The organism is Microbacterium sp. Clip185 (genome assembly GCF_028743715.1).
GTDB lineage: Bacteria > Actinomycetota > Actinomycetes > Actinomycetales > Microbacteriaceae > Microbacterium.
Map to the genome: position 1 here is coordinate 1,552,692 of NZ_CP117996.1, position 25,037 is coordinate 1,577,728.

Annotated in this window: 25 protein-coding genes; 17 read left to right on the forward strand and 8 right to left on the reverse strand. The window is 69.4% G+C overall.

Going from position 1 to position 25,037, the window contains the following annotated elements:
• Position 1: 1 nt before the first annotated feature.
• Positions 2-1,279: a DUF349 domain-containing protein gene (locus PQV94_RS07465; RefSeq protein WP_274288121.1), complete on the reverse strand. Its 1,278-nt coding sequence runs from the start codon at positions 1,277-1,279 to the stop codon at positions 2-4.
• 78 nt (positions 1,280-1,357) lie between these two features.
• Positions 1,358-1,639, reverse strand: coding sequence for a dioxygenase (locus PQV94_RS07470; protein WP_274288122.1), 282 nt, complete (start codon positions 1,637-1,639; stop codon positions 1,358-1,360).
• A 93-nt stretch (positions 1,640-1,732) separates the two neighbouring features.
• Here PQV94_RS07470 and PQV94_RS07475 point away from each other — a divergent pair, with 93 nt between their 5' ends.
• The 17 genes from PQV94_RS07475 to PQV94_RS07555 all read left to right on the forward strand — a co-directional run bounded on the left by PQV94_RS07475 (position 1,733) and on the right by PQV94_RS07555 (position 18,542).
• Positions 1,733-3,049, forward strand: a complete 1,317-nt coding sequence (locus PQV94_RS07475) for a replication-associated recombination protein A (protein WP_274288123.1) — start codon at positions 1,733-1,735, stop codon at positions 3,047-3,049.
• 190 nt (positions 3,050-3,239) lie between these two features.
• On the forward strand, positions 3,240-3,869 hold the full coding sequence (rpsD, locus tag PQV94_RS07480) for a 30S ribosomal protein S4 (RefSeq protein ID WP_243227891.1): 630 nt from the start codon (positions 3,240-3,242) through the stop codon (positions 3,867-3,869).
• Positions 3,870-3,997: 128 nt separating this feature from the next.
• Positions 3,998-4,210: a hypothetical protein gene (locus tag PQV94_RS07485; RefSeq protein WP_274288124.1), complete on the forward strand. Its 213-nt coding sequence runs from the start codon at positions 3,998-4,000 to the stop codon at positions 4,208-4,210.
• 63 nt (positions 4,211-4,273) lie between these two features.
• Positions 4,274-6,940, forward strand: a complete 2,667-nt coding sequence (gene alaS / locus PQV94_RS07490) for an alanine--tRNA ligase (RefSeq protein WP_274288125.1) — start codon at positions 4,274-4,276, stop codon at positions 6,938-6,940.
• On the forward strand, positions 6,937-7,410 hold the full coding sequence (ruvX, locus tag PQV94_RS07495; RefSeq protein ID WP_274288126.1) for a Holliday junction resolvase RuvX: 474 nt from the start codon (positions 6,937-6,939) through the stop codon (positions 7,408-7,410). The genes alaS and ruvX overlap by 4 nt, the downstream gene beginning before the upstream one ends.
• Positions 7,410-8,726, forward strand: a complete 1,317-nt coding sequence (gene mltG / locus PQV94_RS07500; RefSeq protein ID WP_274288127.1) for an endolytic transglycosylase MltG — start codon at positions 7,410-7,412, stop codon at positions 8,724-8,726. Before ruvX ends, mltG begins: the two co-directional genes overlap by 1 nt.
• Positions 8,693-9,553, forward strand: a complete 861-nt coding sequence (locus PQV94_RS07505; protein WP_337994374.1) for a shikimate dehydrogenase — start codon at positions 8,693-8,695, stop codon at positions 9,551-9,553. Before mltG ends, PQV94_RS07505 begins: the two co-directional genes overlap by 34 nt.
• 4 nt (positions 9,554-9,557) lie before the next feature.
• Positions 9,558-10,772 (forward strand): chorismate synthase, encoded by a 1,215-nt coding sequence (aroC, locus tag PQV94_RS07510; protein WP_274288128.1) that lies wholly within the window; start codon positions 9,558-9,560, stop codon positions 10,770-10,772.
• Positions 10,769-11,305 carry a shikimate kinase gene (locus PQV94_RS07515; RefSeq protein WP_274288129.1) on the forward strand — a complete coding sequence of 179 codons (537 nt, stop codon included), beginning with the start codon at positions 10,769-10,771 and terminating at the stop codon, positions 11,303-11,305. Before aroC ends, PQV94_RS07515 begins: the two co-directional genes overlap by 4 nt.
• Positions 11,302-12,384 carry a 3-dehydroquinate synthase gene (gene aroB / locus PQV94_RS07520; protein WP_274288130.1) on the forward strand — a complete coding sequence of 361 codons (1,083 nt, stop codon included), beginning with the start codon at positions 11,302-11,304 and terminating at the stop codon, positions 12,382-12,384. The genes PQV94_RS07515 and aroB overlap by 4 nt, the downstream gene beginning before the upstream one ends.
• Before the next feature lie 40 nt (positions 12,385-12,424).
• Positions 12,425-12,883 (forward strand): type II 3-dehydroquinate dehydratase, encoded by a 459-nt coding sequence (locus PQV94_RS07525; RefSeq protein ID WP_274288131.1) that lies wholly within the window; start codon positions 12,425-12,427, stop codon positions 12,881-12,883.
• Positions 12,884-12,938: 55 nt separating this feature from the next.
• Entirely contained in the window at positions 12,939-13,562 is a 624-nt protein-coding gene (locus tag PQV94_RS07530) for a TetR/AcrR family transcriptional regulator (RefSeq protein ID WP_274288132.1), read from the forward strand.
• 33 nt (positions 13,563-13,595) lie between these two features.
• Positions 13,596-14,450: a 3-hydroxyacyl-CoA dehydrogenase gene (locus PQV94_RS07535; protein WP_274288133.1), complete on the forward strand. Its 855-nt coding sequence runs from the start codon at positions 13,596-13,598 to the stop codon at positions 14,448-14,450.
• 132 nt (positions 14,451-14,582) lie between these two features.
• Positions 14,583-15,143, forward strand: coding sequence for an elongation factor P (efp, locus tag PQV94_RS07540; RefSeq protein ID WP_137416962.1), 561 nt, complete (start codon positions 14,583-14,585; stop codon positions 15,141-15,143).
• Positions 15,144-15,146: 3 nt separating this feature from the next.
• The gene (nusB, locus tag PQV94_RS07545) at positions 15,147-15,557 is read left to right on the forward strand and encodes a transcription antitermination factor NusB (RefSeq protein WP_274288134.1); all 411 of its coding nucleotides are present in this window, start codon (positions 15,147-15,149) and stop codon (positions 15,555-15,557) included.
• Between the two features lie 56 nt (positions 15,558-15,613).
• Positions 15,614-16,903, forward strand: coding sequence for an alpha/beta hydrolase (locus PQV94_RS07550; RefSeq protein ID WP_274288135.1), 1,290 nt, complete (start codon positions 15,614-15,616; stop codon positions 16,901-16,903).
• A gap of 79 nt (positions 16,904-16,982) precedes the next feature.
• The gene (locus PQV94_RS07555) at positions 16,983-18,542 is read left to right on the forward strand and encodes a Rieske 2Fe-2S domain-containing protein (protein WP_274288136.1); all 1,560 of its coding nucleotides are present in this window, start codon (positions 16,983-16,985) and stop codon (positions 18,540-18,542) included.
• A gap of 62 nt (positions 18,543-18,604) precedes the next feature.
• Here PQV94_RS07555 and PQV94_RS07560 read toward each other — a convergent pair whose 3' ends face one another.
• From PQV94_RS07560 to mvk, 6 genes are read right to left on the reverse strand one after another with little or no spacing between them, the layout of a single operon-like run.
• Positions 18,605-19,771, reverse strand: coding sequence for a hydroxymethylglutaryl-CoA synthase (locus PQV94_RS07560; RefSeq protein ID WP_274288137.1), 1,167 nt, complete (start codon positions 19,769-19,771; stop codon positions 18,605-18,607).
• Positions 19,768-20,814: a hydroxymethylglutaryl-CoA reductase gene (locus PQV94_RS07565; RefSeq protein WP_274288138.1), complete on the reverse strand. Its 1,047-nt coding sequence runs from the start codon at positions 20,812-20,814 to the stop codon at positions 19,768-19,770. Before PQV94_RS07565 ends, PQV94_RS07560 begins: the two co-directional genes overlap by 4 nt.
• Positions 20,804-21,892, reverse strand: a complete 1,089-nt coding sequence (gene fni / locus PQV94_RS07570; RefSeq protein WP_274288139.1) for a type 2 isopentenyl-diphosphate Delta-isomerase — start codon at positions 21,890-21,892, stop codon at positions 20,804-20,806. The genes PQV94_RS07565 and fni overlap by 11 nt, the downstream gene beginning before the upstream one ends.
• Entirely contained in the window at positions 21,889-22,980 is a 1,092-nt protein-coding gene (locus PQV94_RS07575; protein ID WP_274288140.1) for a phosphomevalonate kinase, read from the reverse strand. Before PQV94_RS07575 ends, fni begins: the two co-directional genes overlap by 4 nt.
• A complete protein-coding gene (gene mvaD, locus PQV94_RS07580; protein ID WP_274288141.1) occupies positions 22,977-23,945 on the reverse strand; it encodes a diphosphomevalonate decarboxylase in 969 nt (322 codons plus the stop codon). The genes PQV94_RS07575 and mvaD overlap by 4 nt, the downstream gene beginning before the upstream one ends.
• The gene (gene mvk / locus PQV94_RS07585) at positions 23,942-24,934 is read right to left on the reverse strand and encodes a mevalonate kinase (RefSeq protein ID WP_274288142.1); all 993 of its coding nucleotides are present in this window, start codon (positions 24,932-24,934) and stop codon (positions 23,942-23,944) included. The genes mvaD and mvk overlap by 4 nt, the downstream gene beginning before the upstream one ends.
• Positions 24,935-25,037 lie beyond the last annotated feature (103 nt).

The window sequence follows — 25,037 nt, forward strand, 5'->3', positions numbered from 1 at the left end:
ATCAGCCGCCGATCGCGCGCAGCCACGCCTTGCGGGCTTCGAGCGACTCGCGCGCTGTCTTCGCGGCCTTCGTGTCCTTGCGGGCTTCCGCGTCGGCCAGTTCGCTCTCGAGCTTCTCGATGGCGTCGGTCAGCTGGCGGGTCATGTCGTTCGCGCGGGCCGTCGTCTCCGGCTCGTTGCGCTTCCACTCGGCGTCCTCCCGGCCGCGCACGTGCTGTTCGATCTTGCGCAGCTCGTCGTCGAGGGCGCGCTCGCGATCGCGCGGGAAGATGCGGCCGATCTCATCCCACTGACGCTGGACCTCGGTGAGGCGTTGACGTGCGGTGGACAGGTTCTTCTCGTCGACGATGGGCTTCGCCGTCTCGAGCAGCGCCTGCTTGGCGACGATCCGCTCCTTGGACTCTTCGGCTTCGGCGGCCTCGCGGCCCTGGCGCGCGCCATAGAGCGCGTCTCCCGCGGCCTTGAAGCGAGCCCAGAGAGCGTCATCGACGCGTTTGCCTGCGCGTCCGGCGGCCTTCCACTCGTCGAGGAGGTCGCGGTAGGCCGGAATGCCGTCCTCGCCGCGCGGGGCGAGAGCCTCGGCGCGCTCCACGAGACGCGTCTTGCGGTCCTTGGCGGCCTTGTGCACCTCGTCGAGCTCCGCATAGAAGGCACGACGGTGACGCTCCAGCGTGCTGCGCGCGTCACGGAAACGCGTCCACAGCTGCTGAGACGCGGACTTCGGCAGACGCGGGCCGTTCTGCTGCTGGCTCTGCCACTGGTCGAACAGTTCTGAGAGCTCTGCGGTGACCTGCTTCCACTGCAGCGACTTCGGGTCGCGAGCAGCGAGCGCCTCGGCGCGCTCGACGAGCACGGTCCGCTGGGCGAGCGCTTCGTCGACAGCGGCCTTCGCGGCCTCCGCTTCGTGCGCCGTGGCCTCGGCGAGGGACGCGACCAGTGCGTCGAGCCGTGCACGCAGCGATTCCAGGTCGCCGACGGCCGCGGCGTCCGTGACCTTCTCCCGCAGCGTGTCGGCAGTGTGTCGCAGGTCAGAAGCCGATGCGCCGCCACGGCGATGACGCACCTCGAGGAGCGTCACCTCGCTGGCGAGGTCGGTGTACTTGCGCACGAAGTACGCGAGTGCCTCCTCCGGCGTCCCGTCGGGATACTGGCCGACGACGCGCCAACTCTCGCCCTCGCGCACGGCGACGGTGCCGTCGGCATCCACCCGACCCCAGGGCTCGTCAGCGGACCCGTTGGTGTCGGGCTGGTCAGGGGTGTGGTCTGTCGCGGCAGTCACGGGGCACCTCGAGCGTCTCGCGTCGGCGGGGGAAATCGGATTCAGCCTAGTACGCCGGCCGGTCCAGCGCCGTGCAGGTCAGGACGTGGGCTCCGGTGTCGGCAGCGGGGTCGCGGGCGGCGTGGTGTCCGAGGGCGTCGGGGCGGGCGTCTCCACGGTCGGGGAGATCGCGCCGGGCCCGAGCGTGTAGTACGCGATCTGGCCGCCGAGCACAGCGAGCACGAGCACGCCGCCGCCGATGCCCGCGATGAGGTTGTCGCGACGGCGCCGACGGATCTGCGCGTCGTGGTGGGCGCGGCGCGCCTGATACAGACGAGCGCGTTCGCGCTCCGCACGCTGCTGCTTGCTTCCCGATGCCACGGTTCCTCCTCACCGGCCGGACCAGCCGATCTTATGCGGCGCCGACGGCGGCCATCAAAGCCGGGCGTCGTCGGCGGCCGTTAGCCTGGGGGAGTGACCTCCTCCGGCGCCCTCTTCCAGGGTCAGACGCCTCTCGCCGTGCGCATGCGCCCGGTGTCACTGGCCGAGGTCGCGGGCCAGGGGCACCTGCTCAAGCCCGGCTCTCCGCTGGTCGCGCTGGCCGATCCTGATCGGCAGACATCGGGAGCGGTGTCGGTCATCCTCTGGGGCCCGCCCGGCACCGGCAAGACCACGCTCGCGCAGGCGATCGCCCGCTCGTCGGGGCGTCGTTTCGTCGAGCTGTCCGCCATCACTGCGGGAGTGAAGGATGTGCGGGAGGTGATGCAGGAGGCCCTCAACCAGCGCGACCTGTACGGGCAGTCCACCATCCTGTTCCTGGACGAGATCCATCGCTTCACCAAGGCGCAGCAGGACGCGCTGCTGCCCGGTGTCGAGAACGGGTGGGTCGTGCTCATCGCGGCGACGACGGAGAACCCGTCGTTCTCCGTCATTTCGCCGCTGTTGTCGCGCTCGCTCCTGCTGACCTTGAAGCCCCTGGGAGACGATGACCTGGGTGCTCTGGTTGATCGTGCGGTGCGTGATCCACGGGGATTGGGCGGGCGGGTCGCCCTCGACGACGAGGCGAGGGACGCGCTCGTGCGCCTCGCCTCCGGAGATGCGCGGCGTGCATTGACGGCGCTGGAGGCCGCGGCGGCCATGACCGACGGCGAGGAGTCGCCGCGCATCACGGCTGCGCTCATCGCGCAGGCGGTCGATCGTGCTCTGCTGCGCTACGACCGCCAGGGCGATGAGCACTACGACGTGATCAGCGCATTCATCAAGTCGATCCGCGGATCGGATGCGGATGCCGCGATCCACTACCTGGCGCGGATGATCGAGGCGGGGGAGGATCCCCGGTTCATCGCTCGGCGTCTGGTCATCTCCGCTGCTGAGGACATCGGCCTGGCCGATCCGCAGGCTCTGCAGATCGCGGTCGCCGCCGCGGACGCGGTGGCCTTCATCGGAATGCCCGAAGGGCGCATTCCCCTTGCGGAGGCGACCGTGTACCTGGCCACCACCGCGAAGTCGAACGCGGCCTACAACGCGATCAACGCCGCGATCGCCGATGTGAAGGCCGGCGGCTTCGGGCGGGTTCCCACGCACCTGCGTGACGCGCACTATCCGGGTGCCAAGCGTCTGGGGCACGGCAAGGGGTACGTCTACCCGCACGATCTCGACGTGGGGGTGGCGACGCAGCAGTATCTCCCCGATGAGCTCCGCGGGCGGCGGTACTACCAGCCCACTCAGCGGGGCATCGAGCGCGACATCGCCGCGCGGGTCGAGAAGATCCGCCGGATCCTCGAGGGGTGACGTGTTCGCGCGCCCAATTGCGCTGGACGACCGTCTGATAAGATGAATCGGCTCGAAACCGAGTTTTCGGGCATCCCCCTCCTTCTGCACCACCGTCCGACGCGCCCCGGCGTGCGCGTCATCGGGAGAAGTCGGGTGATACGCCCGTGAGCCGCGAAAGGCGCGGCCACGTCATCGGAAGGACACCTTCGTGACCACGAAGTCCCAGGACCGCCGCAAGGTCCGCCTGTCGCGCGCGCTCGGCGTCGCGCTGACGCCCAAGGCCGCCCGCTACCTCGAGAAGCGTCCCTACGCTCCCGGCGAGCACGGCCGCACCAAGCGCAAGGCCGACAGCGACTACGCCGTTCGCCTTCGTGAGAAGCAGCGTCTGCGCGAGCAGTACGGCATCCGTGAGAAGCAGCTGCGCATCGCGTTCAACGAGGCCCGTCGCACCGACGGCCTGACGGGTGAGAACCTCGTCGAGCTGCTCGAGATGCGTCTCGACGCCCTCGTGCTGCGTTCCGGCTTCGCCCGGACCACGGCGCAGGCTCGCCAGTTCGTCGTGCACCGCCACATCATGGTCGACGGCCAGATCGTGGACCGCCCGTCGTTCCGCGTCAAGCCCGGCCAGCTCATCCACGTCAAGGCCCGCAGCGAGGGCACCGAGCCGTTCCAGGTCGCGGCCGCCGGCGGTCACGCCGAGGTTCTGCCGAACGTCCCCGGCTACCTCGAGGTCGAGCTCGACAAGCTCCAGGCCCGCCTGGTTCGTCGCCCGAAGCGCGCTGAGGTCCCCGTGACCTGTGACGTGCAGCTGGTCGTCGAGTACTACGCCGCGCGCTGAGTCGTTCGCGCACGAAGGGCGTCGGGTCTTCCCGGCGCCCTTCGCCGTTCTCCCGTCGGTGGGCGTGGTTCTCGCCTACGATGGATTGTGCTCGCGACAGACGCGGACACGATGAGAAAGTGGTCACGGTGAGAAGTCTTCTCTGGTTCGCGGTCGGAACGACGGCCGGATTCGTCCTCGCACACCTCGTCAACAAGGATCCGCGCGGCCACGAGGTCCTCGCCGAGATCGACGCCCGCATCACGGAGTTCACCGACCGCATCCAAGACGCCTACCGCGAGCAGCAGGCCCGGTTCGAAACCTCGCCCGACGCCGCAGGCTCCGCCGCCGAGAACAGCTGACCGCACGCGAGCTCCGAACGGCCGCTCCGGCGGCCCTCCTGTCCTGCCCGAGGAAGACACCGCATGAAGACCGCAGAGATCGCCCAGCGTTACCTCGACTACTTCGAGAAGAACGACCACACGATCGTCCCCTCCGCCTCTCTGGTCAGCGATGACCCCACGCTGCTGTTCACGGTCGCCGGCATGGTGCCGTTCGTGCCGTTTCTGAACGGCACCGTCCCCCCGCCGTTCCCGCGCGCCGCCGACGTGCAGAAGTGCATCCGGACCAACGACATCGAGGAAGTCGGTCACACGGCGCGGCACGGCACCTTCTTCCAGATGCTGGGCAACTGGTCGTTCGGCGACTACTTCAAAGAAGGCGCCATCACGTATGCCTGGGATCTCCTGACGCGCTCAGAGGCCGACGGCGGCCTCGGTTTCCAGGAGAAGGACCTCTGGGTCACGGTGTACGAGACCGACGACGAGGCCGCCGACCTGTGGCGCCGCATCGCGGGGCTGCCGGAGCACCGCATCCAGCGACTCGGACGCGAGGACAACTACTGGTCGACGGGGCAGCCGGGGCCTGCGGGTCCGTGCTCGGAGATCTACTTCGACCGGGGTCCGGCCTACGGACGCGACGGCGGCCCCGCCGTCGACGATTCACGGTTCACGGAGATCTGGAACCTCGTGTTCATGCAGTACGCGATCACGAATGTGCGCTCGAAGATCGACTTCGACATCGTGGGCGAGCTGCCGAACAAGAACATCGACACCGGCATGGGACTCGAGCGCGTCGCTTTCATCAAGCAGGGCGTCGACAACATGTACGAGACCGATCAGGTGCGCCCCGTGCTCGACCGGGCCGTCGAGCTCTCGGGCCGTCCGTACGGCAAGGAACACGAGGACGATGTGCGCTACCGCGTCATCGCGGATCATGTGCGCTCCTCTCTCATGCTGCTCTCCGACGGCGTCACCCCGTCGAACGAGGGGCGGGGCTACATCCTTCGTCGTCTCATGCGCCGCTCCATCCGCGCGATGCGGCTGCTCGGCGTCGACGGCGCGACCTTCCCGGAACTGTTCGCCGCGTCGCGCGACGCCATGGCCGCCTCGTACCCGGTCGTGGCCGAGGACTGGGGCCGCATCTCTCAATACGCCTTCGCGGAGGAGGAGACGTTCCTGCGCACGCTCGCGTCCGGTTCTTCGATCCTCGATCTCTCGATCGCCGAGACGAAGAAGACCGGTGGTTCGTCGATCTCCGGTGACCAGGCGTTCCTGCTGCACGACACGTACGGCTTCCCGATCGATCTCACGCTCGAGGTCGCGGAGGAGGCCGGTCTCAGCGTCGACCGTGCGGCCTTCGACACCCTGATGCAGGAACAGCGCACGCGCGCCAAGGCCGATGCCAAGAGCCGTCGTCGCCAGCTCGCCGACCACAGCGTCTACCGCGACTTCCGTGCACAGGGCGAGACGGTCTTCACCGGCTACACGGACTTGGCGACCGAGTCGCGCGTGCTGGGCATCCTGCTCGACGGCGTCTCGGTCGACCGGGCGCGTCAGGGGCAGGTCGTCGAAGTGATCCTGCCGGCGACGGCACTGTATGCCGAGTCCGGCGGCCAGGTCGCCGACAAGGGCACCATCGTCGGTTCGGGTTTCGAACTCGACGTGCTGGATGTGCAGAAGCCGGTGCCGGGACTCATCAGCCACACCGTCGAGGTGCTCACGGGCGAGGTCGGCGTCGGTGACGCCGCCACGACCGTCGTGGATGCGGCGAACCGCCGCGCCGCGCGGCAGGCGCACTCCGCGACCCACCTCGTGCACGCCGCGCTGCGCGACACCCTCGGAAGTTCCGCCACGCAGGCGGGATCGCTGAACCGTGCGGGGTACATGCGCTTCGACTTCAACTGGAGTCAGGCGCTGTCGCCCGCGACGCGCAGCGAGATCGAGGAGATCGCCAACAACGCCGTTCGCGACAACCTCGAGGTGACGACCCGCGTGCTGCCTCTGGACGAGGCCAAGGAACTGGGCGCGATGGCGCTGTTCGGTGAGAAGTACGGCACCACCGTGCGCATGGTCGACATCGGGGGGCCGTGGTCGCGTGAGCTGTGCGCCGGTACGCACGTGTCCTCCAGTGCGGAGATCGGACTCATCAACCTCGTCGGCGAGTCCTCGGTGGGTGCGACCGCCCGCCGAGTGGAGGCACTCGTCGGACTCGACGCGTTCCGCGATCTCGCCGCCGAGCGGGCGATCGTCTCGCAGCTGACGTCGGACCTCAAGGTCCCGCGTGAGCAGATCCCCGCCAGGATCGCCGATCTCGCTGCGAGCCTGAAGGCCGCGGAGAAGAAGATCGCGGCATTCGAGGCGCAGGCTCTCGCGCAGCGTGCCCCGGAGCTTGCCGAACAGGTGCGTCGCGTCGGGAAGCTCGGCGCCGTCGTCGCCTCGATCGGCGCTGTCGGATCTGCCGACGACCTTCGGACGGTCGCCCTGGCGGTGCGTGATCGTCTCGGCGAGGACGCGAGTGTCGTCGCGCTGGGTGCCACCGCAGGCGGCCGACCGATCGTCATCGTCGCGACCAATGAGGCGGCACGGCGTGCGGGCGTCAAGGCCGGGGCTCTCGCCAAGGGCGCCGCGGGCGTGCTCGGCGGCGGCGGCGGCGGTCGCGATGACGTGGCGCAGGGCGGCGGTTCGGATGCGGCTGCACTGCCCGACGCGCTCGACGGGATCGTCCGATCGCTGGAGACCGCGTCGGCGTGAGCGATTTCCGCAGGGGCGTCAGGCTCGGCATCGACGTCGGGAAGGCCCGGGTCGGCGTCGCGCGCTGCGATCCCGACGGGATGCTCGCGACACCGGTGGAGACCGTCGCGAGAGCGGAGGACTCGCCGCAGCGCGTGCTCGCCATCGCCCAGGAGGAGAACGCCACCGCGCTCTACGTCGGGCTGCCGATCAGCCTGAACGGCAACGAGACGGCGTCGACGCAGGACGCCCGTGATTTCGCGCGGGCCCTCGCGACCTCGGGGTCGCTGCCCGTGCGACTGGTCGACGAGCGGCTGAGCACGGTGTCGGCGCATGCGGCGCTGCGGCGTTCAGGACGTTCCCAGCGCTCATCGCGTGGGATAGTGGACCAGGTCGCCGCCGTGATCCTGTTGCAGAACGCGCTCGATGTCGAGAAGCAGACAGGGCGGGCGCCCGGCACTCCCGTCGACCCGGACCAGGAGACCGACTGATGTCCGACACTCCCTCTTCCCGCCGCGAGGCGCGCGAAGCCGCTGAACGCGAGCGCGCGAGCACGCCGCCCGCCGCCTCCGACCAGCCGGCTCCCGCGGCGTCCGAGCCGATCTTCCGGACGCCCGCTGAGCCCGCGCCGGCCGCCGCGGCGCGCCCTTCGCTGGACGACCTCTTCACGGGTGAGGCGACGACCGACGTCCTCGGCGCGCCGCCGCCCCCGCCGGACAAGCGCCGTCGCCGAAAGGGCGGCTGGATCGCCCTCGCGATCGTGGTCGTGCTGGTGGGTGGTGTCGCCGCGGGTGGACTCTGGGTGTGGAACACCTACGAGGACAAGATCCGTGCCGTGCTCGGTTGGGAGGAGCCCACCGAGTTCGAGGCCGGTCAAGCACACGGAGAGGCGACCATCACGGTCGCCAGCGGCGACGCGGGACCCCAGGTCTCACAGAAGATGTTCGACGCGGGTGTGACGCGCACGGCGAACTCGCTCTACAGCTACATGATCGACAACAACATCGCCTTCACGTTCCAGCCCGGTACGTACAAGCTGCAGCAGGAGATGACCTCGGCGGCTGCGTTGGAGGCGCTGGGGGACCCGGCCAACCGGATGGAGGGGCGCGTCGTGCTCCCCGAGGGGCTGACCGTGGATGTGTCGCTGCAGCGGATCGCCGACGGCGCGGGCGTGTCGCTCGACGATCTCACGGCAGCCGTCGCCGATCCCTCTGCCTACGGCGTCTCGGCCTCGAGCCTGGAGGGGTGGCTCTTTCCCGCGACGTACACGATCGAGCCCGGCACCAGTGCGACGGCGATCATCCAGATGATGGTGGACCGTACCATCCAGTCCCTCGATGCGGCCGGTGTCCCGGCCGACCAGCGGGAGCGCATCCTGACGATCGCTTCGATCATCCAGCGTGAGGCGCGGTACGAGGCCGACATGCAGAAGGTGTCGCGCGTCATCCTCAACCGACTCGACCCGTCCAACCAGGAGACCTTCGGCCTGCTGCAGATGGACTCGACCGCGCAGTACGGTTACGGCGAACTCCACGCCGGCTCCGTGAGCACTTCGGAACAGGCGCAGCACGACGACAACCCGTGGAACACCTACGTGCATCCGGGACTGCCGGTCGGACCGATCTCGAACCCGGGCGATGTGGCCATCGACGCAGCGATGCACCCGGCCGATGGGCCGTGGCTCTACTTCGTGACGGTCAATCTGGACACCGGGGAGACGGTGTTCACGACGACGTACGCCGAGCACCAGAAGTACGTGAAGCAGTTCCAGCAGTGGTGCAGCGAGCACCCGGACTCGGGATGCTGAGCGGCTCACGTCTCGCCGTGTGGGGCGATCCCATCTCCCACAGCCGTTCGCCGCTGCTGCACGCGGCGGCGTACGAGGTGCTCGGCGTGGCGTGGACCTACGACCGGCGACGCGTCGACGAAGCAGGGTTCGGAGCGGCGCTCTCGTCGCTGGACTCGTCCTGGCGCGGTCTCTCGCTCACGATGCCCCTCAAGTCGGCGGGTTTCCGGGCGGCCGTGGAGGTCGACGCGAGGGCGCGGGCGACCGGCGCCGTGAACACGCTCCTGCTCGATGATCGCGGCCCTCGTGGGTACAACACGGACGTGGGGGGAATCGTGGCCGCGCTCGGTGAGGCCGGCGTCGGTGCGGTGCGGTCGGCCCGCATCCTGGGAGCCGGAGCCACCGCGACATCCGCTCTGGTCGCGCTGTCGGAGATGGGAATCGCCTCCGTCGAGATCGTGGCGCGTCGTCCGGATGCGGCGAACGAACTCGTAAGCCGCGGCACTGCGATGGGGATGCGTGTCTCCGCGCGGCCCCTGGACGGGCCGCATGGCCCGGTCGATGTGACCGTGGCGACCCTTCCCGGCGACGCGGCCCTCTCGAGCGCGGTCGTCTCGTCCCTGGCCGATTCGGGCGGCGCCTTCATGGACGTCGTCTACGGCACGTGGCCGACACCCCTGTCGACGGCATGGTCGGAGCGCGGCCTCACCGCGGTGTCAGGGCTTCCGATGCTGCTCCACCAGGCGCTGCGCCAGGTGCGCGTGTTCGTGGGCGGGGCGCAGGACGAGCCGCTCCACGACGAAGCCCGGGTACTGGCCGCAATGCGCCGGGCGCTCGTGGGAGAATAGACGAATGCTCCGCGTGCTCACGGCCGGCGAATCGCACGGCCCCGAACTCGTCGCCATCATGGAGGGCCTGCCTGCGGGCGTGCCCGTCGCCCGTGACGCGATCCAGGCCGACCTCGCCCGCCGCAAGCTGGGCTACGGCCGCGGCTCGCGGATGAAGTTCGAGGAGGACGAACTCTCGATCTCCTCGGGCGTGGTGCACGGATACTCCATCGGCAGCCCGATCGCGCTTCGCGTGGGCAATACCGAGTGGCCCAAGTGGGTCGAGGTCATGAGCCCTGATCCGGTGGAGCTCACCGACCGTTCGCGTGGCCGCGGGGCTGCTCTGACGCGTCCTCGACCCGGTCACGCCGACCTCGTCGGGATGCAGAAGTACGGGTTCGACGAGGCGCGCCCCATCCTCGAGCGCGCCAGCGCCCGCGAGACCGCCGCGCGCGTCGCCCTGGGCGCCATCGCCCGGTCCTTCCTCGGCGAGCTCGGCATCCGCCTCGTGAGCCACACGCTCTCGATCGGACCGGTGCGCGTGCCCGAGGGTGCGGCGCTTCCGATGCCGGACGATGTCGACGCGCTGGATGCGGATCCGCTGCGCTGTTTCGATCCGACGACGTCAGAGGCGATGATCGCCGAGGTCGACGCCGCGAAGAAGGACGGTGACACCCTCGGCGGCATCGTCGAGGTCCTCGCGTACGGCGTACCGCCGGGGCTGGGCTCGCACGTCCAGTGGGATCGGCGTCTCGACGCCAAGCTGGCGCAGGCGCTCATGAGCATTCAGGCCATCAAGGGCGTGGAAGTCGGCGACGGCTTCGAGACCACCCGTCGGCGCGGCTCGGCGGCGCATGACGAGTTGTTCGCGACGGATGGCGGCATCACGCGCGGCACCGACCGCGCGGGGGGCACCGAGGGCGGTATGTCCACCGGTACGGTCCTGCGCGTGCGGGCGGGGATGAAGCCGATCGCGACGGTTCCGCACGCACTGCGAACGATCGATGTCGCCACGGGCGAGACCGCTTCTGCCCACCATCAGCGTTCGGACGTCTGCGCCGTGCCTGCCGCGGGCGTCGTCGCCGAGGCCATGGTCGCCATCGTGCTCGCGGATGTGGTACTGGAGAAGTTCGGCGGCGACAACATCGTCGAGACCCGTCGCAACCTGCAGACGTATCTGGCGGCGATCCCGGACACCCTGCGCACGGCGGACGCCAGCGATCCCGATCTCGATCGATGATCGCGTCCGCCGATTCGGCGATCGTGCTCGTCGGGCCCATGGGAGCCGGCAAGACCAGCATCGGCAAGCGCGTCGCGAAGGCGCTGGAAGTCGGGTTCGTCGACACCGACGCCTCGGTGGTGCGCGAGCACGGCGCGATCTCGGACATCTTCGCGACGCACGGCGAGGCCCGCTTCCGGGAACTCGAGCGTGAGGCCGTCGTGCACGCGTTGGCGAGCCGTGGCGTGGTGTCGCTCGGCGGCGGATCCATCCTCGACCCGGATACGCGCGCCGATCTGCGGGGCCATCGCGTCGCGCTCTTGACGGTTTCGCCGGCGATCGTGGCCGGTCGGATCGGAGGCGGGCACCGGCCGCTGCTCGCCGACGAGAGCGAGGATCCCGTCGCGCGCTGGCACCGCATCCTCGAGGAGCGGATGCCGCTGTACGCAGAAGTCGCCGACGCGACGTTCGACACCTCGCACGGGCCGTTGTCCGACGTCGTCGACCAGATCGTGGCCTGGGCGCGCACGGCCGCACCGAAGGGACACCAATGACCGAGACGACAGAGATCACCGTTCCCGGCGACGACGGGTACACCATCCACCTCGGCCGTGACATCCTGGATCGGGTGGGCGCGGCTCTGGCTGCGTCCGTGCGCAAGGTCCTCGTCGTCCACCCGCCCACTCTGGCGGCGGCGGCGGCGACGCTGCGGGAGCGTCTGATGACCGACGGCACCCGCGAGGTCCTGCTGGCGGAGATCCCGGATGCGGAGCAGGGCAAGCGCGTCGAGGTCGCCGCGTTCTGCTGGCAGGTGATGGGTCAGGCGGATTTCACCCGGACGGATGCGGTCGTCGGATTCGGTGGGGGAGCGGTGACGGATCTGGCGGGCTTCGTCGCGGCCACCTGGCTGCGGGGCATCCAGGTCGTCCAGGTTCCGACGACCGTCCTGGGTATGGTCGACGCGGCCGTCGGTGGCAAGACAGGAATCAACACCGCTGAGGGCAAGAACCTCGTGGGCGCCTTCTGGGCGCCGCGGGCCGTCGTCTGCGACCTCTCGATGCTCGACGGCCTGTCGCAGAACGAGGCGACGGCGGGCTTCGCCGAGGTCGTCAAGGCGGGCTTCATCTGGGCTCCCGAGATCCTGGACCGCATCGAAGCGGAGCCGCAGTCGATCGTGGACCCCTCATCCGCGTCCTTCCGACGCTGTCTCGAGCTCGCGATCGACATGAAGGCGCGGGTCGTGGGCGAGGACTTCCGCGAGGCGGGGCTGCGGGAGATCCTCAACTACGGTCACACCCTCGGGCACGCGATCGAGCACGCGGAGCGCTACCGCTGGCGTCATGGCGCGGCGATCTCCATCGGCATGGTCTATGCCGCCGAGCTGTCGCGCCTGGCGGGACGCCTGTCGGATGCCGCCGCGGTGCGGCATCGCGAGATCCTCGAGTCCCTCGGGCTCCCGACGAGCTACCGCGCCGGGGCCTGGCCGCAGCTGCTCGCGACCATGCAGCGCGACAAGAAGTCCCGTGGCGGCATGCTGCGCTTCATCGTGCTCGACGACATCGCGCGCCCGACCGTCCTCCAGGCTCCCGACGAGTCGCTGCTGTTCGCGGCGTACCAGGAGGTCGCCGGCTGAGACCGACGCGCGGGTCACGTGCTCCTGGTAGCGTGCGAGCGTGACCACCGCACGTCGTCTCCTGCTCGTCAACGGCCCGAACCTGAATCTGCTCGGAACGCGTGAGCCCGAGATCTACGGGACGGCGACGCTTGCGGATGTCGAGCGCATCGCGTCGGAGGCCGCCGCGATCCACGGTTTTGAGATGCGCGCCGTGCAGAGCAACCACGAGGGCTTGCTCATCGACGCGATCCACGCCGCACGGGAGGATTGTTCGGGGATCGTGATCAACCCGGGCGGCCTCACCCACACCTCGGTGGTGCTGCGCGATGCGCTGAGCGGCGTCTCGCTCCCCGTTGCCGAAGTCCACATCTCCGACGTCATGTCTCGCGAGGAGTTCCGTCACCACTCGTACGTCCGGGATGTCGCGATCGTTCACGTCATCGGCGAGGGCGTCCACGGCTACGCCGCGGCGGTGGACCGGCTCATCCGCGTGATCGCCGGCCAGGCCGACGGCTGAGAACTCATTCCGGCGCGTCGGGAATGAGTTCACTCATTTTTGAGTTGACTCATTCGTGTCGAACGATGCAGGGCGCCGGGAGCGCGGGAAGCAGCTGAAGCGGGAGCGGATCTCCGCCGCCGCGCGCGATCTGTTCGACGAGTTCGGCTATGCGCGGGTCACCACGCAGCAGGTGGCGGATCGTGCGGATGTCGCCGTGGGCACGGTTTTCCGTTACGCGGCGACGAAGGCGGAACTCCTCCTGATGGTTCGCAACGAGGATGTGCGCCGCGCGGTTCGCCGCGGGTTGGAGGCGGCCCGAGCGGTTCCGGACGCGGCCGAGGCGGTCCACGCCGCGCTCACCCCCCTCTTCGACACGGCGGCGCAGCGTGCCTCGGACGCGGCCGTGTACCAGCGCGAGCTCATGTTCGGCGATGCGGACGATCCGCACCGCGCCGAGGGGCTGGCGGTGGTCGACGAGCTGGAGGACGGCATCGCCCGGATCCTGACTGGCGGCCATACGAGCGCCGCAGCTCGCAGCGCGGCTCGCGCCATCTTCGCCTGCGCACACATCGTTCTCGTCCGCCCGCGGGGCGAAGAGGGCTTCGACACCTCCGACCTGCCCAGGCAGATCGCGCAGATCGTCGCCGGCTACCGTGCCGGCGCTGGTGAGACAGCGGCCGACCCGACCGCGAGATGAGCGACGGGCCACCCCCGTCAGGAAGAAGAGATCATGACCGACATCACGACCGTCGCGGTTCTCGGAACAGGTGTTCTGGGATCGCAGATCGCCTTTCAGAGCGCGTACAGCGGCTTCCCCGTCGTCGCGTACGACATCAGCGACGCTGCTCTCGCCGCTGCGCGCGAGCGGTTCGAGCGTCTCGCCGCCACTTATCGGGCCGAAGTGCCCGGCGCCGCCGACGGGACGCGTGTGGAGGATGCGCTGGCGCGTCTGACGCTGACCACGAGCCTGGCCGAGGCGGCGCGGACCGACCTCGTCATCGAGGCCGTCCCGGAGGTGCTCGATCTGAAGCGCCAGGTGTACTCGGAGCTGGCGGGACTCGCGAGCGAGAACACGATCTTCGCGACCAACTCGTCCACGCTCCTGCCCTCGGACATCGTCGAGTTCACCGGTCGCCCCGACCGCTTCCTCGCGCTCCACTTCGCGAACCGCGTGTGGAAGTTCAATACCGGCGAGGTCATGGGAACCGAGCGCACGGCTCCCGAGGCGTTCGACGCGGTGATGCGCTTCGCCGAGTCCATCGGCATGGTGCCCATCGCCATCCGAAAGGAGAAGGCGGGCTACGTGCTCAACTCGCTCCTGGTGCCGCTGCTCAACGCCGGCATGGGCCTGGCTGCGGGGGGATACGCCTCGGTCGCCGACATCGACAAGACCTGGCGCATCGCCACGGGAGCCCCGATGGGCCCGCTTCAGATGCTGGACGTCATCGGCCTGAACACGCCGTACAACATCCTCACGCACTCGAGCACCGGGGATCAGGAGCTGGCCGCATGGTTGAAGGAGAACTACATCGACCAGGGCAAGCTGGGCGTGGCGACGGGTGAAGGGTTCTATCGGTACGCATGACGCCGCCGCCGGTCCTGCCGTCGCACCGCTCGTGCCCGGCAGGGCCGGCGACGATCCCGTAAGATAAGTCGCTGGGCCATCGGTCATCACCACGCGCCCGCAGATCTCACGACGAACGGAACCTCCACCTCCATGGCATCTACCGCAGACATCAAGAACGGCGTCGTCCTCAGCATCGACGGGCAGCTGTGGAACGTCGTGGAGTTCCAGCACGTCAAGCCCGGCAAGGGCGGCGCGTTCGTCCGCACCAAGCTGAAGAGCGTTATGACCGGCAAGGTCGTCGACAAGACGTTCAACGCCGGCGCCAAGGTCGACATCCAGAACGTCGACCGCCGTGACTTCACCTACCTCTACAACGACGGTGAGGGCTTCGTCTTCATGGATGTCGCCGACTACGACCAGATCACGGTGGGAGCGGCGACCGTCGGAGATGCAGCGAACTACCTGCTCGAGAACCAGCAGGTCCAGATCGCGCTGCACGACGGCAACCCGCTCTACATCGAGCTCCCGGCATCCGTCGTCCTCGAGATCACCTACACCGAGCCGGGCCTGCAGGGTGACCGCTCGTCTGCCGGAACAAAGCCTGCCACGGTCGAGACCGGCCACGAGATCCAGGTGCCGCTGTTCGTCGAGACGGGCACGAAGGTCAAGGTCGACACGCGCACGGGCGACTACCTCGGCCGCGTCAGCTGACGGGTGAGCGCTCGTAGCAAGGCGCGCAAGCGCGCCCTCGACATCCTTTTCCAGGCCGACGTCCGCGGCGAAGACCCCGCATCCATCCTTGCCGCGGAGGCCTCCCGTGCGGCGGGGGAGCCTGATCGGCAGAGCTCCTGGCTGTACGCGCGTGACATCGTCGACGGCGTCATCGACCACCGTGACGAGATCGACGAGCAGATCATGACGCACGCGCGCGACTGGAAGATCGAGCGGATGCCTGCGGTCGACCGCGCCGTCCTGCGCATCGGCGTCTGGGAGGCCGTCTTCAACGACGAGGTTCCCGTCGCTGTCGCCATCGATGAGGCCGTCGAGCTCGCCAAGGAGTACTCGACGGACGAGGCCGGGTCGTTCGTCCACGGCGTGCTCGCGCGGATCGCGCGCTCGGCCTGACGCGCGGAGCGCGGGCGAACGCCTAGCATCGACGCCAGGCGCGGAAGGGGCTGGGCATGACGTCGCTGCTGGAGATCAGGATCGTCAGCCCCGTGCTCATCGGCGTGTTCTGCGTGACGAGCCTCGTGGCTCTCGGATACCTCCTGTGGCGTCCCCGCCGCAGACGTTGGCCGCTTCAGGCGGGACTCGCGTTCGCCATCGGTGCCGTGCTGGCGCTTGCGGTCGCGCTGGTGGCAGATGCGACGGGCGCGTTCGGCATCGCGTTGCCGTGGCAAGTGAAGGCCTGGGCGGCCGCGGGGCTCGGGGCGACGGCTGTCGCGATCCGGAACCTGTGGGGTGCACGGTGGTGGCGGCGCGTGATCGCGTCGACCGCCGCCGTCCTGTTCCTCGTCACGACGACTCTCGGGATCAACGCCCATTTCGGGCTGAACGCCACGCTCGCCAACTTCCTGCACATCCAGATCGACAAGCCGATCGCGATCCCCACGGCGTCGCCGGGAGCGTGGGATCCCTCCGTGCCGCTATCCCAGAGCTGGCAGCCACCGTCCGACATGCCGGCCAAGGGGACGCAGGGGACCGTATCGATCCCGGCGACGAAGTCCGGCTTCTCGGCGAGACAGGCGGGGCTCTACATCCCGCCCGCAGGCCTCACCGCCAACCCCCCGCTTCTGCCGCTGGTCATCATGATGATGGGACAGCCCGGGGATCCCGACCCCCAGTACATCGCTGCGACCCTCGACGCGGCAGCGGCGAAGAACAAGGGGCTCGCGCCCTACGTGCTCGTCGTGGACCAGCTGGGGGACCCCACCCGCGATCCTGCGTGCGCGGACTCGGCGATGTACGGGAACGTCGAGACCTACGTCACGCAGGACGTCGTCGACTTCGCCCGGACGCTGCCCGTGATTCCCCGCGCACAGGACTGGGTCATCGCGGGCTACTCCAACGGCGGCGGTTGCGCCTTCACCTACGCGGCCGAGCATCCGGACATCTGGGGCAACCTCCTCTCCATCAGCGGCGAGATCGTGCCGGGGTCGGAACACCCAGACGAGACGATCGCCGATGTCTACGGTGGGTCTGCGCAGGCGTACAAAGCCGCGCAGCCGATGAGCATCCTCGCGTCAGGCACCGTGGCGTATCCGAACGAGTGGGCGCTGTTCACCGCGGGCGAGAACGACCCGGACTACGTCGCCCAGGCGCAGGCAGGGGCAGCCGCGGCGGTTGCGGCCGGCTGGGATGCGCAGAGCTACATCGTGCCGGGTGCCGGGCACGTGATCGACGCCCTCGAGGGCGGGCTGGCCGAGGGCTTCTCGCGGCTGTATCCGCGACTGGGACTGGCGCCGTCCTGACCCGTGCGGGGAGAGTCGGCGGTGCGGACAGGACACACAGCCGCGGCTGCCTAGACTCGACTGCGGAAAGGACTCTTCTATGCGCATCACGGGTCTCGGCCACGCGGGCATGTTCATCGAGACGGCGGGCGGCAGCATCCTCTGCGACCCCGTCATCGGCCCCTCGTTCTTCGGATCGTGGTTCCCGTTCCCCGACAACCGCGGGCTCGACTGGGAGCGCTTCGGACAGGCGGACTTCCTCTACATCTCGCATCGCCATCGTGATCACTTCGACCCGCGGCTGCTTCGGCGGTACGTGCGCGCGGACATCCCCGTGCTCCTGCCGGAGTACCCGACGGACGATCTCGAGAAGGATCTGCGGGAGCTGGGCTACGAGAACATCATCTACACCCAGGCCGGCGTTCCGCTGCAGTTCGGCGAGCTCTCCGTCATGGTGACGCCGTTGCGCGCCCCCAGCGACGGACCCATCGGCGACTCGTCGCTGAGTGTCGACGACGGGACGGCCTCTGTCCTGAACCAGAATGACTCGCATCCTCTCGATCTCGAGAAGCTGCTCTCGTTCTCCAAGCCGGACGCCTACTTCACGCAGGTCTCCGGAGCGATCTGGTGGCCGATGGTCTACGACCTTCCTCAGGAGTCGAAGCAGAACTTCGCGCAGCTCAAGCGCGACGCGCAGAACAAGCGCGCGATGTACTACATCGAGAAGGTCGACGCCGAGCACGTCTTCCCGATGGCGGGCCCGCCGATGTTCCTGCGCGAGGAGCTGTTCCGCTACAACGGCCTCGGTCTCGAGAACGACTCGATCTTCACCGACCAGAGCGAGTTCCTGGCCCACATGGCCGAGGTTCGTCCCGAGCAGAAGGGCTATCTGTTCGTGCCCGGCACACAGGTAGACCTGGATCACGGCGCGATCGAGATCACGCAGACCCTGTACACCGAAGCCGAGATCGAGCGCATCTTCGCCGACAAGTGGGCCTACCTCGCCGAGCAGCGCGACAGCCGCCAGCAGGAGGTGCGCGACGAGGAGGCGAGACGGGCCGAGGTGCTGCCGCCCGCCGAGATGCTCGCCGCCATCAAGGAGTGGTGGGAGCCGCTGCTGCGCCGCGCCCGGACGATCCGCAACGGCGTCGGGGGCAATGTCCGGTTCCGCATCGGTGAGCTCGACATGGTGGTCGACTTCCCGAAGGCGAAGGTGCGCGAGTACGCGGGGGAGGAGTGCGTCTACTGGTACACGATTCCGGCCGACCTCGTGTCCACGAACATCGCCGACCACGAGATCGACTGGTCGAACTCGATCTTCCTGTCGATGCAGTTCGAGGTCGGACGAAGTGGCAAGTTCAACGAGTTCCTGACCACATTCCTGAAGTGCCTCTCACGCGATCGCATCGAGTACGTCGAGAACTGGTACGCCGAGCAGTCCGACCAGACCGAGGATGCCCAGCTCGGCGACTGGGTGGTGCAGCGTCGCTGCCCGCACCTGCGCGCGGACCTCACCAAGACGGGCAAGATCGAGGACGGCGTGCTCACCTGCAGCCTGCACGACTGGAAGTGGGACCTCGCGAGCGGGCGCTGTCTGACGACGCAGGGGCACCCCATCCGCGCATCGCGTGCAGCCGCCGAGGTACCCTCCGGCGTCTGAACCTGCGTCCGCTCGCCGGCCGGAGCTGACTGCCTGGTCGGCGAGCGGTGGCCCCCCGGGGGTCAGCTCTGGTCGGCGGTGTACTGGCGGGCGCGTCCGCGCACGCCCGCGAAGTGGTACGGCCATGGGGACTGCGCCGGCACCGTGACATCCTGACGGCTTCCGAGGTGGGCCGCCGCGTGCAGGGCACGGTAGGCCGGAACATCCACACGGGTGCGCGCGGCCAGGAGCTCTGCGGTCTCGTCGGCGCGAGTGTGCTCACGGTACCCGGGCTGGACCACGCCCGCGAAGAACTCGCTCACGCTGCCGGAGCCGTAGCTGAACATGCCCACGCGCTTGCCGGTGAGGTCGTCGTCGCCGTCCAGGAGAGCAGCGAGTCCGAAATACAGCGATGCGGTGTACGAGTTGCCGATGCGCCGGTTGTAGAGGGTCGAGCGCAGGTAGCGGTCCTCCGCGAGTTCCGTGCCCAGATGCTCGGCGAGACGGCGATGCGCCTTGGCCGCCATCCGCGTGAAGGGCTGGTGGTGGGTGAAGACATCGATCTCGTCGGCGGCCACGCCGCCATGGGCGCGGTAGTCGTCCCACGCGCCGACGAAGCCGTCGAGGTACGCCTCGATGGACAGCTTGCCGTCGACCACGGCGGTGACGCTGTCGTTGGGTCGCCAGAAATCGTCGACGTGTGCGGTGTGCAGTCCCGTCGCCGGCTCGATGCTCAGCAGAGCGGGATCCGCGGTGACGAGCATCGCCACCGCTCCGGCTCCCTGCGTGGGTTCGGCGGCCGAGTCGAGTTCGTAACGCGCGATGTCGCTCGCGATGACGAGCACCTTCGATCCCGGCTCGCGTGCGACCAGCCCCGCGGCCGCCTGCAGGGCGGCGGTCGCGGAGTAGCAGGCCTGCTTGAGCTCGATGACGCGGCTGGTGGAGGGAAGGCCGAGCAGGTCGTGCACCCAGACGCCGGCGGATTTGGACTGGTCCACGCCGGACTCGGTGGCGAAGAAGACGGTGCGGATGCCCTCGACGCCGTGCCGGTCGATGATGCGGCGGGCGGCGCTCGCACCCATCGTGACGATGTCCTCATCCGGGCCGGGGACGCTCATCTGATCCTGTCCCAGCCCGATGTGGAACTTCCCGGGGTCCACTCCGGTCGCCGCCGCCAGGTCGTCGAGCTCCAGCACGTGGCCGGCGGTCGCGACCGCCAGGTCATGGATACCGATCACAGGCGCGTTCATCGCGTGGCCTTTCCGTTGCGCTCCAGCTGGAGGTGCGAGGTCATGAGTTCTCCGGGATTCGTCTGCGCCGCCAGCAGCGAGAGCTCGCCGCACAGGACGGTCGCTGCCACGAGCGCGGCCAGGCGGCGTGCGTTCTCACCCGGCTCCCGCTCCTCGCGGCACCCGAGACGGGTCAGGGCCTCCTCGACCTGGGGGAGGTCCTTGCCGTTGCCGACGGTGCCGACGATGAGGGTGGGCAGCGTGCAGGAGAAGTACAGGTCGCCGTCGCCGCGGACCTCGGCCCACGTGATGCCCTGCGAGCCTTCCACGATGTTCGCCGCGTCCTGGCCGGTCGCGAGGAAGATGGCGAGCAGCATGTTGGCGTAGTGCGCATTCGCGGAGCGGAGAGCTCCCGCGATCGTGGAGCCGACGAGGTTCTTGCGCGTGTTCAGCTCGACGATGCGCTCCGCGGTGGAGCGCAACTGCTTCTCGACGAGCTCCGCGGGGATGAGGATGTCGGCGACGACATTGCGCCCGCGCCCGAGGATGCCGTTGACGGCGGTCGCCTTCTTATCCGAGCAGTAGTTGCCGGAGATCGATCCGTACTCCAGCTCGGGATGCCAGTGCAGGATCTGCGTCATGAGCGACTCGGCGGCCAGCGTCACCATGTTGTGGCCGGACGCGTCACCGGTGGACAGGGCGAAGCGCACGAAGAGCAGGTTGCCGACGACCTCGGTGTCGACATCGAGAAGCCGTGCGTGCCGGCTCTGCGCCGCCACGGTGGCCGCGAGCTCTGCAAACCGGCCGCGGATGTCGCGGCCGGCGCGGACGGCGGTCGCGGCATCGACGGCGGTGAACAGCGAGGAGCGCGTCATGCGTTCGTCCACCACCGTGACCCGGATGCCGTCGTCCACCAGGCGGGAGATGCGGGCGCCGCGTCCGACCGAGGGCCACAGGGGGCTCTCGTACGTGGCGAGAGGAACCTCCTGCTCGCCGGCGACGTCGCCGCTCAGACGGAGGGGGCCCACCCAGCGGGTGGGAAGGGGAGTGAACTCACCGGTCATTCCGGCTCCTTCCAGGTGCGCCGGGCGCATCGGAGCGATGCGCCAGCGAGGTGATGTCGATCGCGCGCGCCCGCGCGAACTCGGCGGTCGCGCCGCTGATGACGAGGTCCGTGGTGACCAGGTCCGCACCCGTCGGTGCGCCCAGGACGGTCAGAAGGGCTCGCAGCTGTGACTTCCACGCATCCAGCGCGGCAGACAGTGCGTCGGCGCCCCCGTCGAGCACGATGCGAAGGAACGTGCCCGAAACGCCGACCGCGCCTGCTCCGAGGGCAAGGCCTCGGATGACGTCGAGGGGCGTGCGCACGCCTCCCGAGGCGAGAAGCGGCGGTGCATCGGCGGGCGCGTCGAGCAGGCACTCGACGGCGCTCTGCCCCCATCCGGCAAGGTAACCGAAATCCGCATCCGCCCGGCGGGCGTTCTCGATCTGCACGAAGTCCGTGCCGCCGCGACCGGCGACATCCGCGGCACGGACGCCGACCCCTCCGAGAACCGAGAGCGTGCGCCGGCTGAACCCGAAGCCGACCTCCTTGACGATGACGGGGACGTCCACGGCCGCGACGATGCGCTCCAGGGAGGCGATCCAGTGTCCGAACGATCGCCCGCCTTCGGGCATCACGATCTCCTGCACGGCGTTCACGTGGATCTGCAGGGCGTCGGCGTCGACGAGGTCGACCGCACGACGGGCGTCGTCGGCGGAGCGTTCGATCCCGACGTTGGCGAACAAGAGCCCGTCCGGGTTCTCCTCGCGCAGCACCCGGAAACTGCCGGCGGCGTCAGGGTCGTCGAGTGCGACACTCATCGATCCTGAGGCGATCGGCACGCCGGCGGCGGCGGCCGCCGCAGCCAGCGCGCGATTGATCTCACCGGTACGGGCGCTGCCACCGGTCATCGCGTTGATGTAGAACGGGGTGGGCCAGCGCAGCCCTGCCACCTCGGTGTCGAGCGTCACATCGGCCGCATCGATGCCGGACAGTGCGTGATGGAGGATGCGTACGTCGTCGAAACCGTTGCCGGCGATGAGCGGGTGCTGGGCCGCAGCGAGCCGTACGTGGTCGTCCTTGCGATCCGCGGCGCTCACGGCGCACCTCCCTCGGCGGGGGACACCGACAGCGTCAAGTGACGGATGTCGCGCTCCTCCCAATCGCGGAGCATGCCAGGGACGTCGGCGTCCTGCGGAGCCAGGACGATGCCGCAGTCTCCGCCGCCGGCGCCCGACGACTTCGCGGCGGCGCCTGCCGCTTCGGCGGTGTCGCAGAGCGCAGTCAGCGCATCCGTCTCGATGGCGACGCCGGCGCTTCGACCGAGCCGGCGCAGCAGACGTCGCGCCCGTCGGACGGCGTCGAGCGTGGCGGCGTCGTCTCCATCGTCCAGAGCGTGCGCGAGCTCCGTGACGCACGTGCGCGAGTCGAGCAGGAACGCGGGGTAGTCCATGGTGCCGGAACCGTCGCGCACCGCGTCGACGAGCCGCTCGGTGGATGCGGGACGACCCGTCCATCCGACGAGGAATCGGAGGGATGCCGGCGGCGTGAGGCGGGCGATGTCCAGCGATTCCCAGCCGTGCGATGCGAGCAGCTCGGCGACCGACGCGCCCTCGTCGAGGGCGTTGCGCAGCACGCGCCGGTCGGGCGAGCGATACGAAATCCAGCCGCCGAACGCACTGGCGGCCAGATCGCCGCCCGATGCCTGCGGTGCGACCTGAATGGTCGCCAGCAGCGCCAGTCGGTACGCGTCGCGCCGGGAGAGGCCGAACCCGTAGAACTCGTCGATGGCGCGGATCGTCGCGATCGTGACCGCGGCGGAGGATCCGAGGCCGAACTTGCGGCCTGACGCGTCGTCGAGCCCGCTGTCGATGCGCAGATCGTAATAGCGCGCGGGCAGTCCGCGTTCGGAGCGCAGACGTTCGGCGAGCGTGATCGCCGAAAGCACATACTCATACGGATGGTGCTCGGTATCGATCGTGAGGCCGTCGCCGGCCCGGCCCCAGACCAGGGGAGTGCGGCCGAACTCGGGGGAGTGGACGCTTCCGGAGTGTGCGCTGGGTGAGAGGCGGACCGTCAGGTAGCGATCGACGGCGACGAGCACGGCCGGCTCTCCGGGCGTCACGACCGCGTATTCGCCCGCGATGAAGAGTTTGCCCGGCGAACGGACGATGATCGGGGCGGTCATTCGACGGACCGTCCGCCGACCACCAGCCCCGGCCCGGGCAGCGCCACGACCGTCTCGGCGAGCGCGCCGAGCTCACCCGCGACGGCTTCCGCGTCGGCGGCACGGCACAGGGCGACGACGTTCGGGCCGGCATCCGCTGTCGCATACGATTCCAGGCCCGCGTCGCGCAGTGCCGCCACCCGGTCGAACAGGGCGATGCTCGTCGGCGAGAGGTAACGGATGGAGGGCGCGGAGGCCTGGATCACGGCGTGCATCCGAAGCGCGTTGTTCTCCGTGAGAGCTCCGAGCCGGGCGACGTCGCCGTCGAGACAGGCGCGCCGCGCCTCTTCGAGCGTCTCGGCGGTCGAGGTGATCCACGCCGGGTAGAAGGGCGACGTGTCTGCCGTGCGACGCATCGCCTCCCGGCTGGACACCTGCTTCTCGCCGCTGTCCACGATCGCGACGACCATGGCGAGGTCCGCCGGTGCCGGCAACGGCTCCGCGTAGGAGTGCTCGTCGTCGCCGGCGTGCCAGAGGGCGAAGCCGCCGAAGATCGAACGGGCGGCGGAGCCCGAGCCGCGACGGGCGAGCCTGCTGAGCTCTCGCGCGCTCAGCTCCAGCCCGAAGGCGGATGCGGCCGCGCCCGCGAGCGCGGCGAAGCCTGCCGCCGAGGAGGCGAGCCCCGCAGCGGACGGCACCGTGTTGTGCGATTCCACACGCGCATGCAGCGGGGATCCGGAGCGCTCGCGCACGATATCGAGGAACCGCGCGGTCCGCTCGGCAGAGACCCCCGACTGCTCGCGACCGTTCAGCACGAACACGTCGGCGTCCAACGAGTCGTCCACGACGACGGTGGTGGTCGTGGGGAACACACCCAGGGTCATCGACAGGCTGCCGGTCGCCGGCAGATTGAGTGCGGCGTCCTGCTTGCCCCAGTACTTCACCAGAGCGATGTTCGGATGCGCGATCGCGCGGGCCTCGGTCATGTCGTCGCCTCCACCGTGGTGGTCCAGGTCGCGGCCGCTCCCGCGGCACGCAGAGCGCCGGCGACCTCGGCAGCGCTCTCGTCGTCTCGGGTGAGCACGAGGACGCATCCGCCGCGCCCTCCGCCGGTCAGTTTCGCGCCCCAGGCGCCATGTGCGCGGGCGGTGATGGCGAGTTCGTCGAGCGCCGGGTCGCCCACCCCCAGCAGATCGAGCGCCGCGTGGCCCTGATCCATGACCGCGCCCAGGCTGCGGACATCGCCGGTTGCGAGGTGCGCGCGGGCATTCAGGGTGAGCTCGCCCAGCTGGTCGAGGAGAGCGTCCGTGCCTGCCGGATCCGCCTCGTGACGCGCGCGCACGCCCGCGACTGCTTCGCGCGTGCGGCCGGCGACGCCGGTGTCGGCGATCACGAATGTGAGCGGGACGGCCACCGCGACGGGCGACACGACGCCGCCCTCGAACCAGATCGGGGCGCCGGCGCGCACGGCGTGCGCGTCGAGACCGCTCGGTGCGACATGCGCGATCCGCTCAGCGCGCTGGATCGTCTCGTGCTCCTGGGTCGCATCCAGGACCACACCGTAGGCCGCGGCCACGGCGCGAACGACGGCAGCGGCCACGGCGGCGGAGGAGCCGACACCGCGTTCGGCCGGCAGATTGCTCTCGATGCGCAGCTCGATGGACTCGCCGGTGGCGCCGACCACCTCGAGCGCGGCGGCGGCCGCCATGGCCGTGGGCCCCAGACGTGCGGGCGCCGCGGCGAGGGGACCGTCGTAGAGGGCGCTGTGCAGGAGACTCGGACCGCTCGTCCGACGGACGTCCGCTCGCACCTGCAGAGCAGAGAGCGGGATGGCGAGCGCGGGCCGTTCGTAGACGACGGCGTGCTCGCCGAGGAGGATCGCCTTGCCGGATGCCCGCCCGCTCGCGGCGGCAGTGGGTGTCGGCGTCGCCGGCGCGTCGGATGGGCGCGCGGGACGGGCGGAAGAACTGGTCATAGGAACGCACGCGAGCCTAACAGCGTCCGCGCCGCCCAGCGCGGAGCCGGCTCTCTGGGATAGTCTGTCTACAAACCCCAGCAACCTTTAACACCGTCCTGAG

Coding starts and splice junctions, on each gene's coding strand:
- PQV94_RS07535 (WP_274288133.1), top strand. CDS start 13,596: ATGACCGACATCACGACCGTCGCGGTTCTCGGAACAGGTGTTCTGGGA.
- PQV94_RS07550 (WP_274288135.1), top strand. CDS start 15,614: ATGACGTCGCTGCTGGAGATCAGGATCGTCAGCCCCGTGCTCATCGGC.
- PQV94_RS07515 (WP_274288129.1), top strand. CDS start 10,769: ATGATCGCGTCCGCCGATTCGGCGATCGTGCTCGTCGGGCCCATGGGA.
- aroB (WP_274288130.1), top strand. CDS start 11,302: ATGACCGAGACGACAGAGATCACCGTTCCCGGCGACGACGGGTACACC.
- PQV94_RS07575 (WP_274288140.1), bottom strand. CDS start 22,980: ATGACCGCCCCGATCATCGTCCGTTCGCCGGGCAAACTCTTCATCGCG.
- PQV94_RS07560 (WP_274288137.1), bottom strand. CDS start 19,771: ATGAACGCGCCTGTGATCGGTATCCATGACCTGGCGGTCGCGACCGCC.
- mltG (WP_274288127.1), top strand. CDS start 7,410: ATGTCCGACACTCCCTCTTCCCGCCGCGAGGCGCGCGAAGCCGCTGAA.
- PQV94_RS07565 (WP_274288138.1), bottom strand. CDS start 20,814: ATGACCGGTGAGTTCACTCCCCTTCCCACCCGCTGGGTGGGCCCCCTC.
- mvk (WP_274288142.1), bottom strand. CDS start 24,934: ATGACCAGTTCTTCCGCCCGTCCCGCGCGCCCATCCGACGCGCCGGCG.
- PQV94_RS07555 (WP_274288136.1), top strand. CDS start 16,983: ATGCGCATCACGGGTCTCGGCCACGCGGGCATGTTCATCGAGACGGCG.
- mvaD (WP_274288141.1), bottom strand. CDS start 23,945: ATGACCGAGGCCCGCGCGATCGCGCATCCGAACATCGCTCTGGTGAAG.
- efp (WP_137416962.1), top strand. CDS start 14,583: ATGGCATCTACCGCAGACATCAAGAACGGCGTCGTCCTCAGCATCGAC.
- aroC (WP_274288128.1), top strand. CDS start 9,558: ATGCTCCGCGTGCTCACGGCCGGCGAATCGCACGGCCCCGAACTCGTC.
- alaS (WP_274288125.1), top strand. CDS start 4,274: ATGAAGACCGCAGAGATCGCCCAGCGTTACCTCGACTACTTCGAGAAG.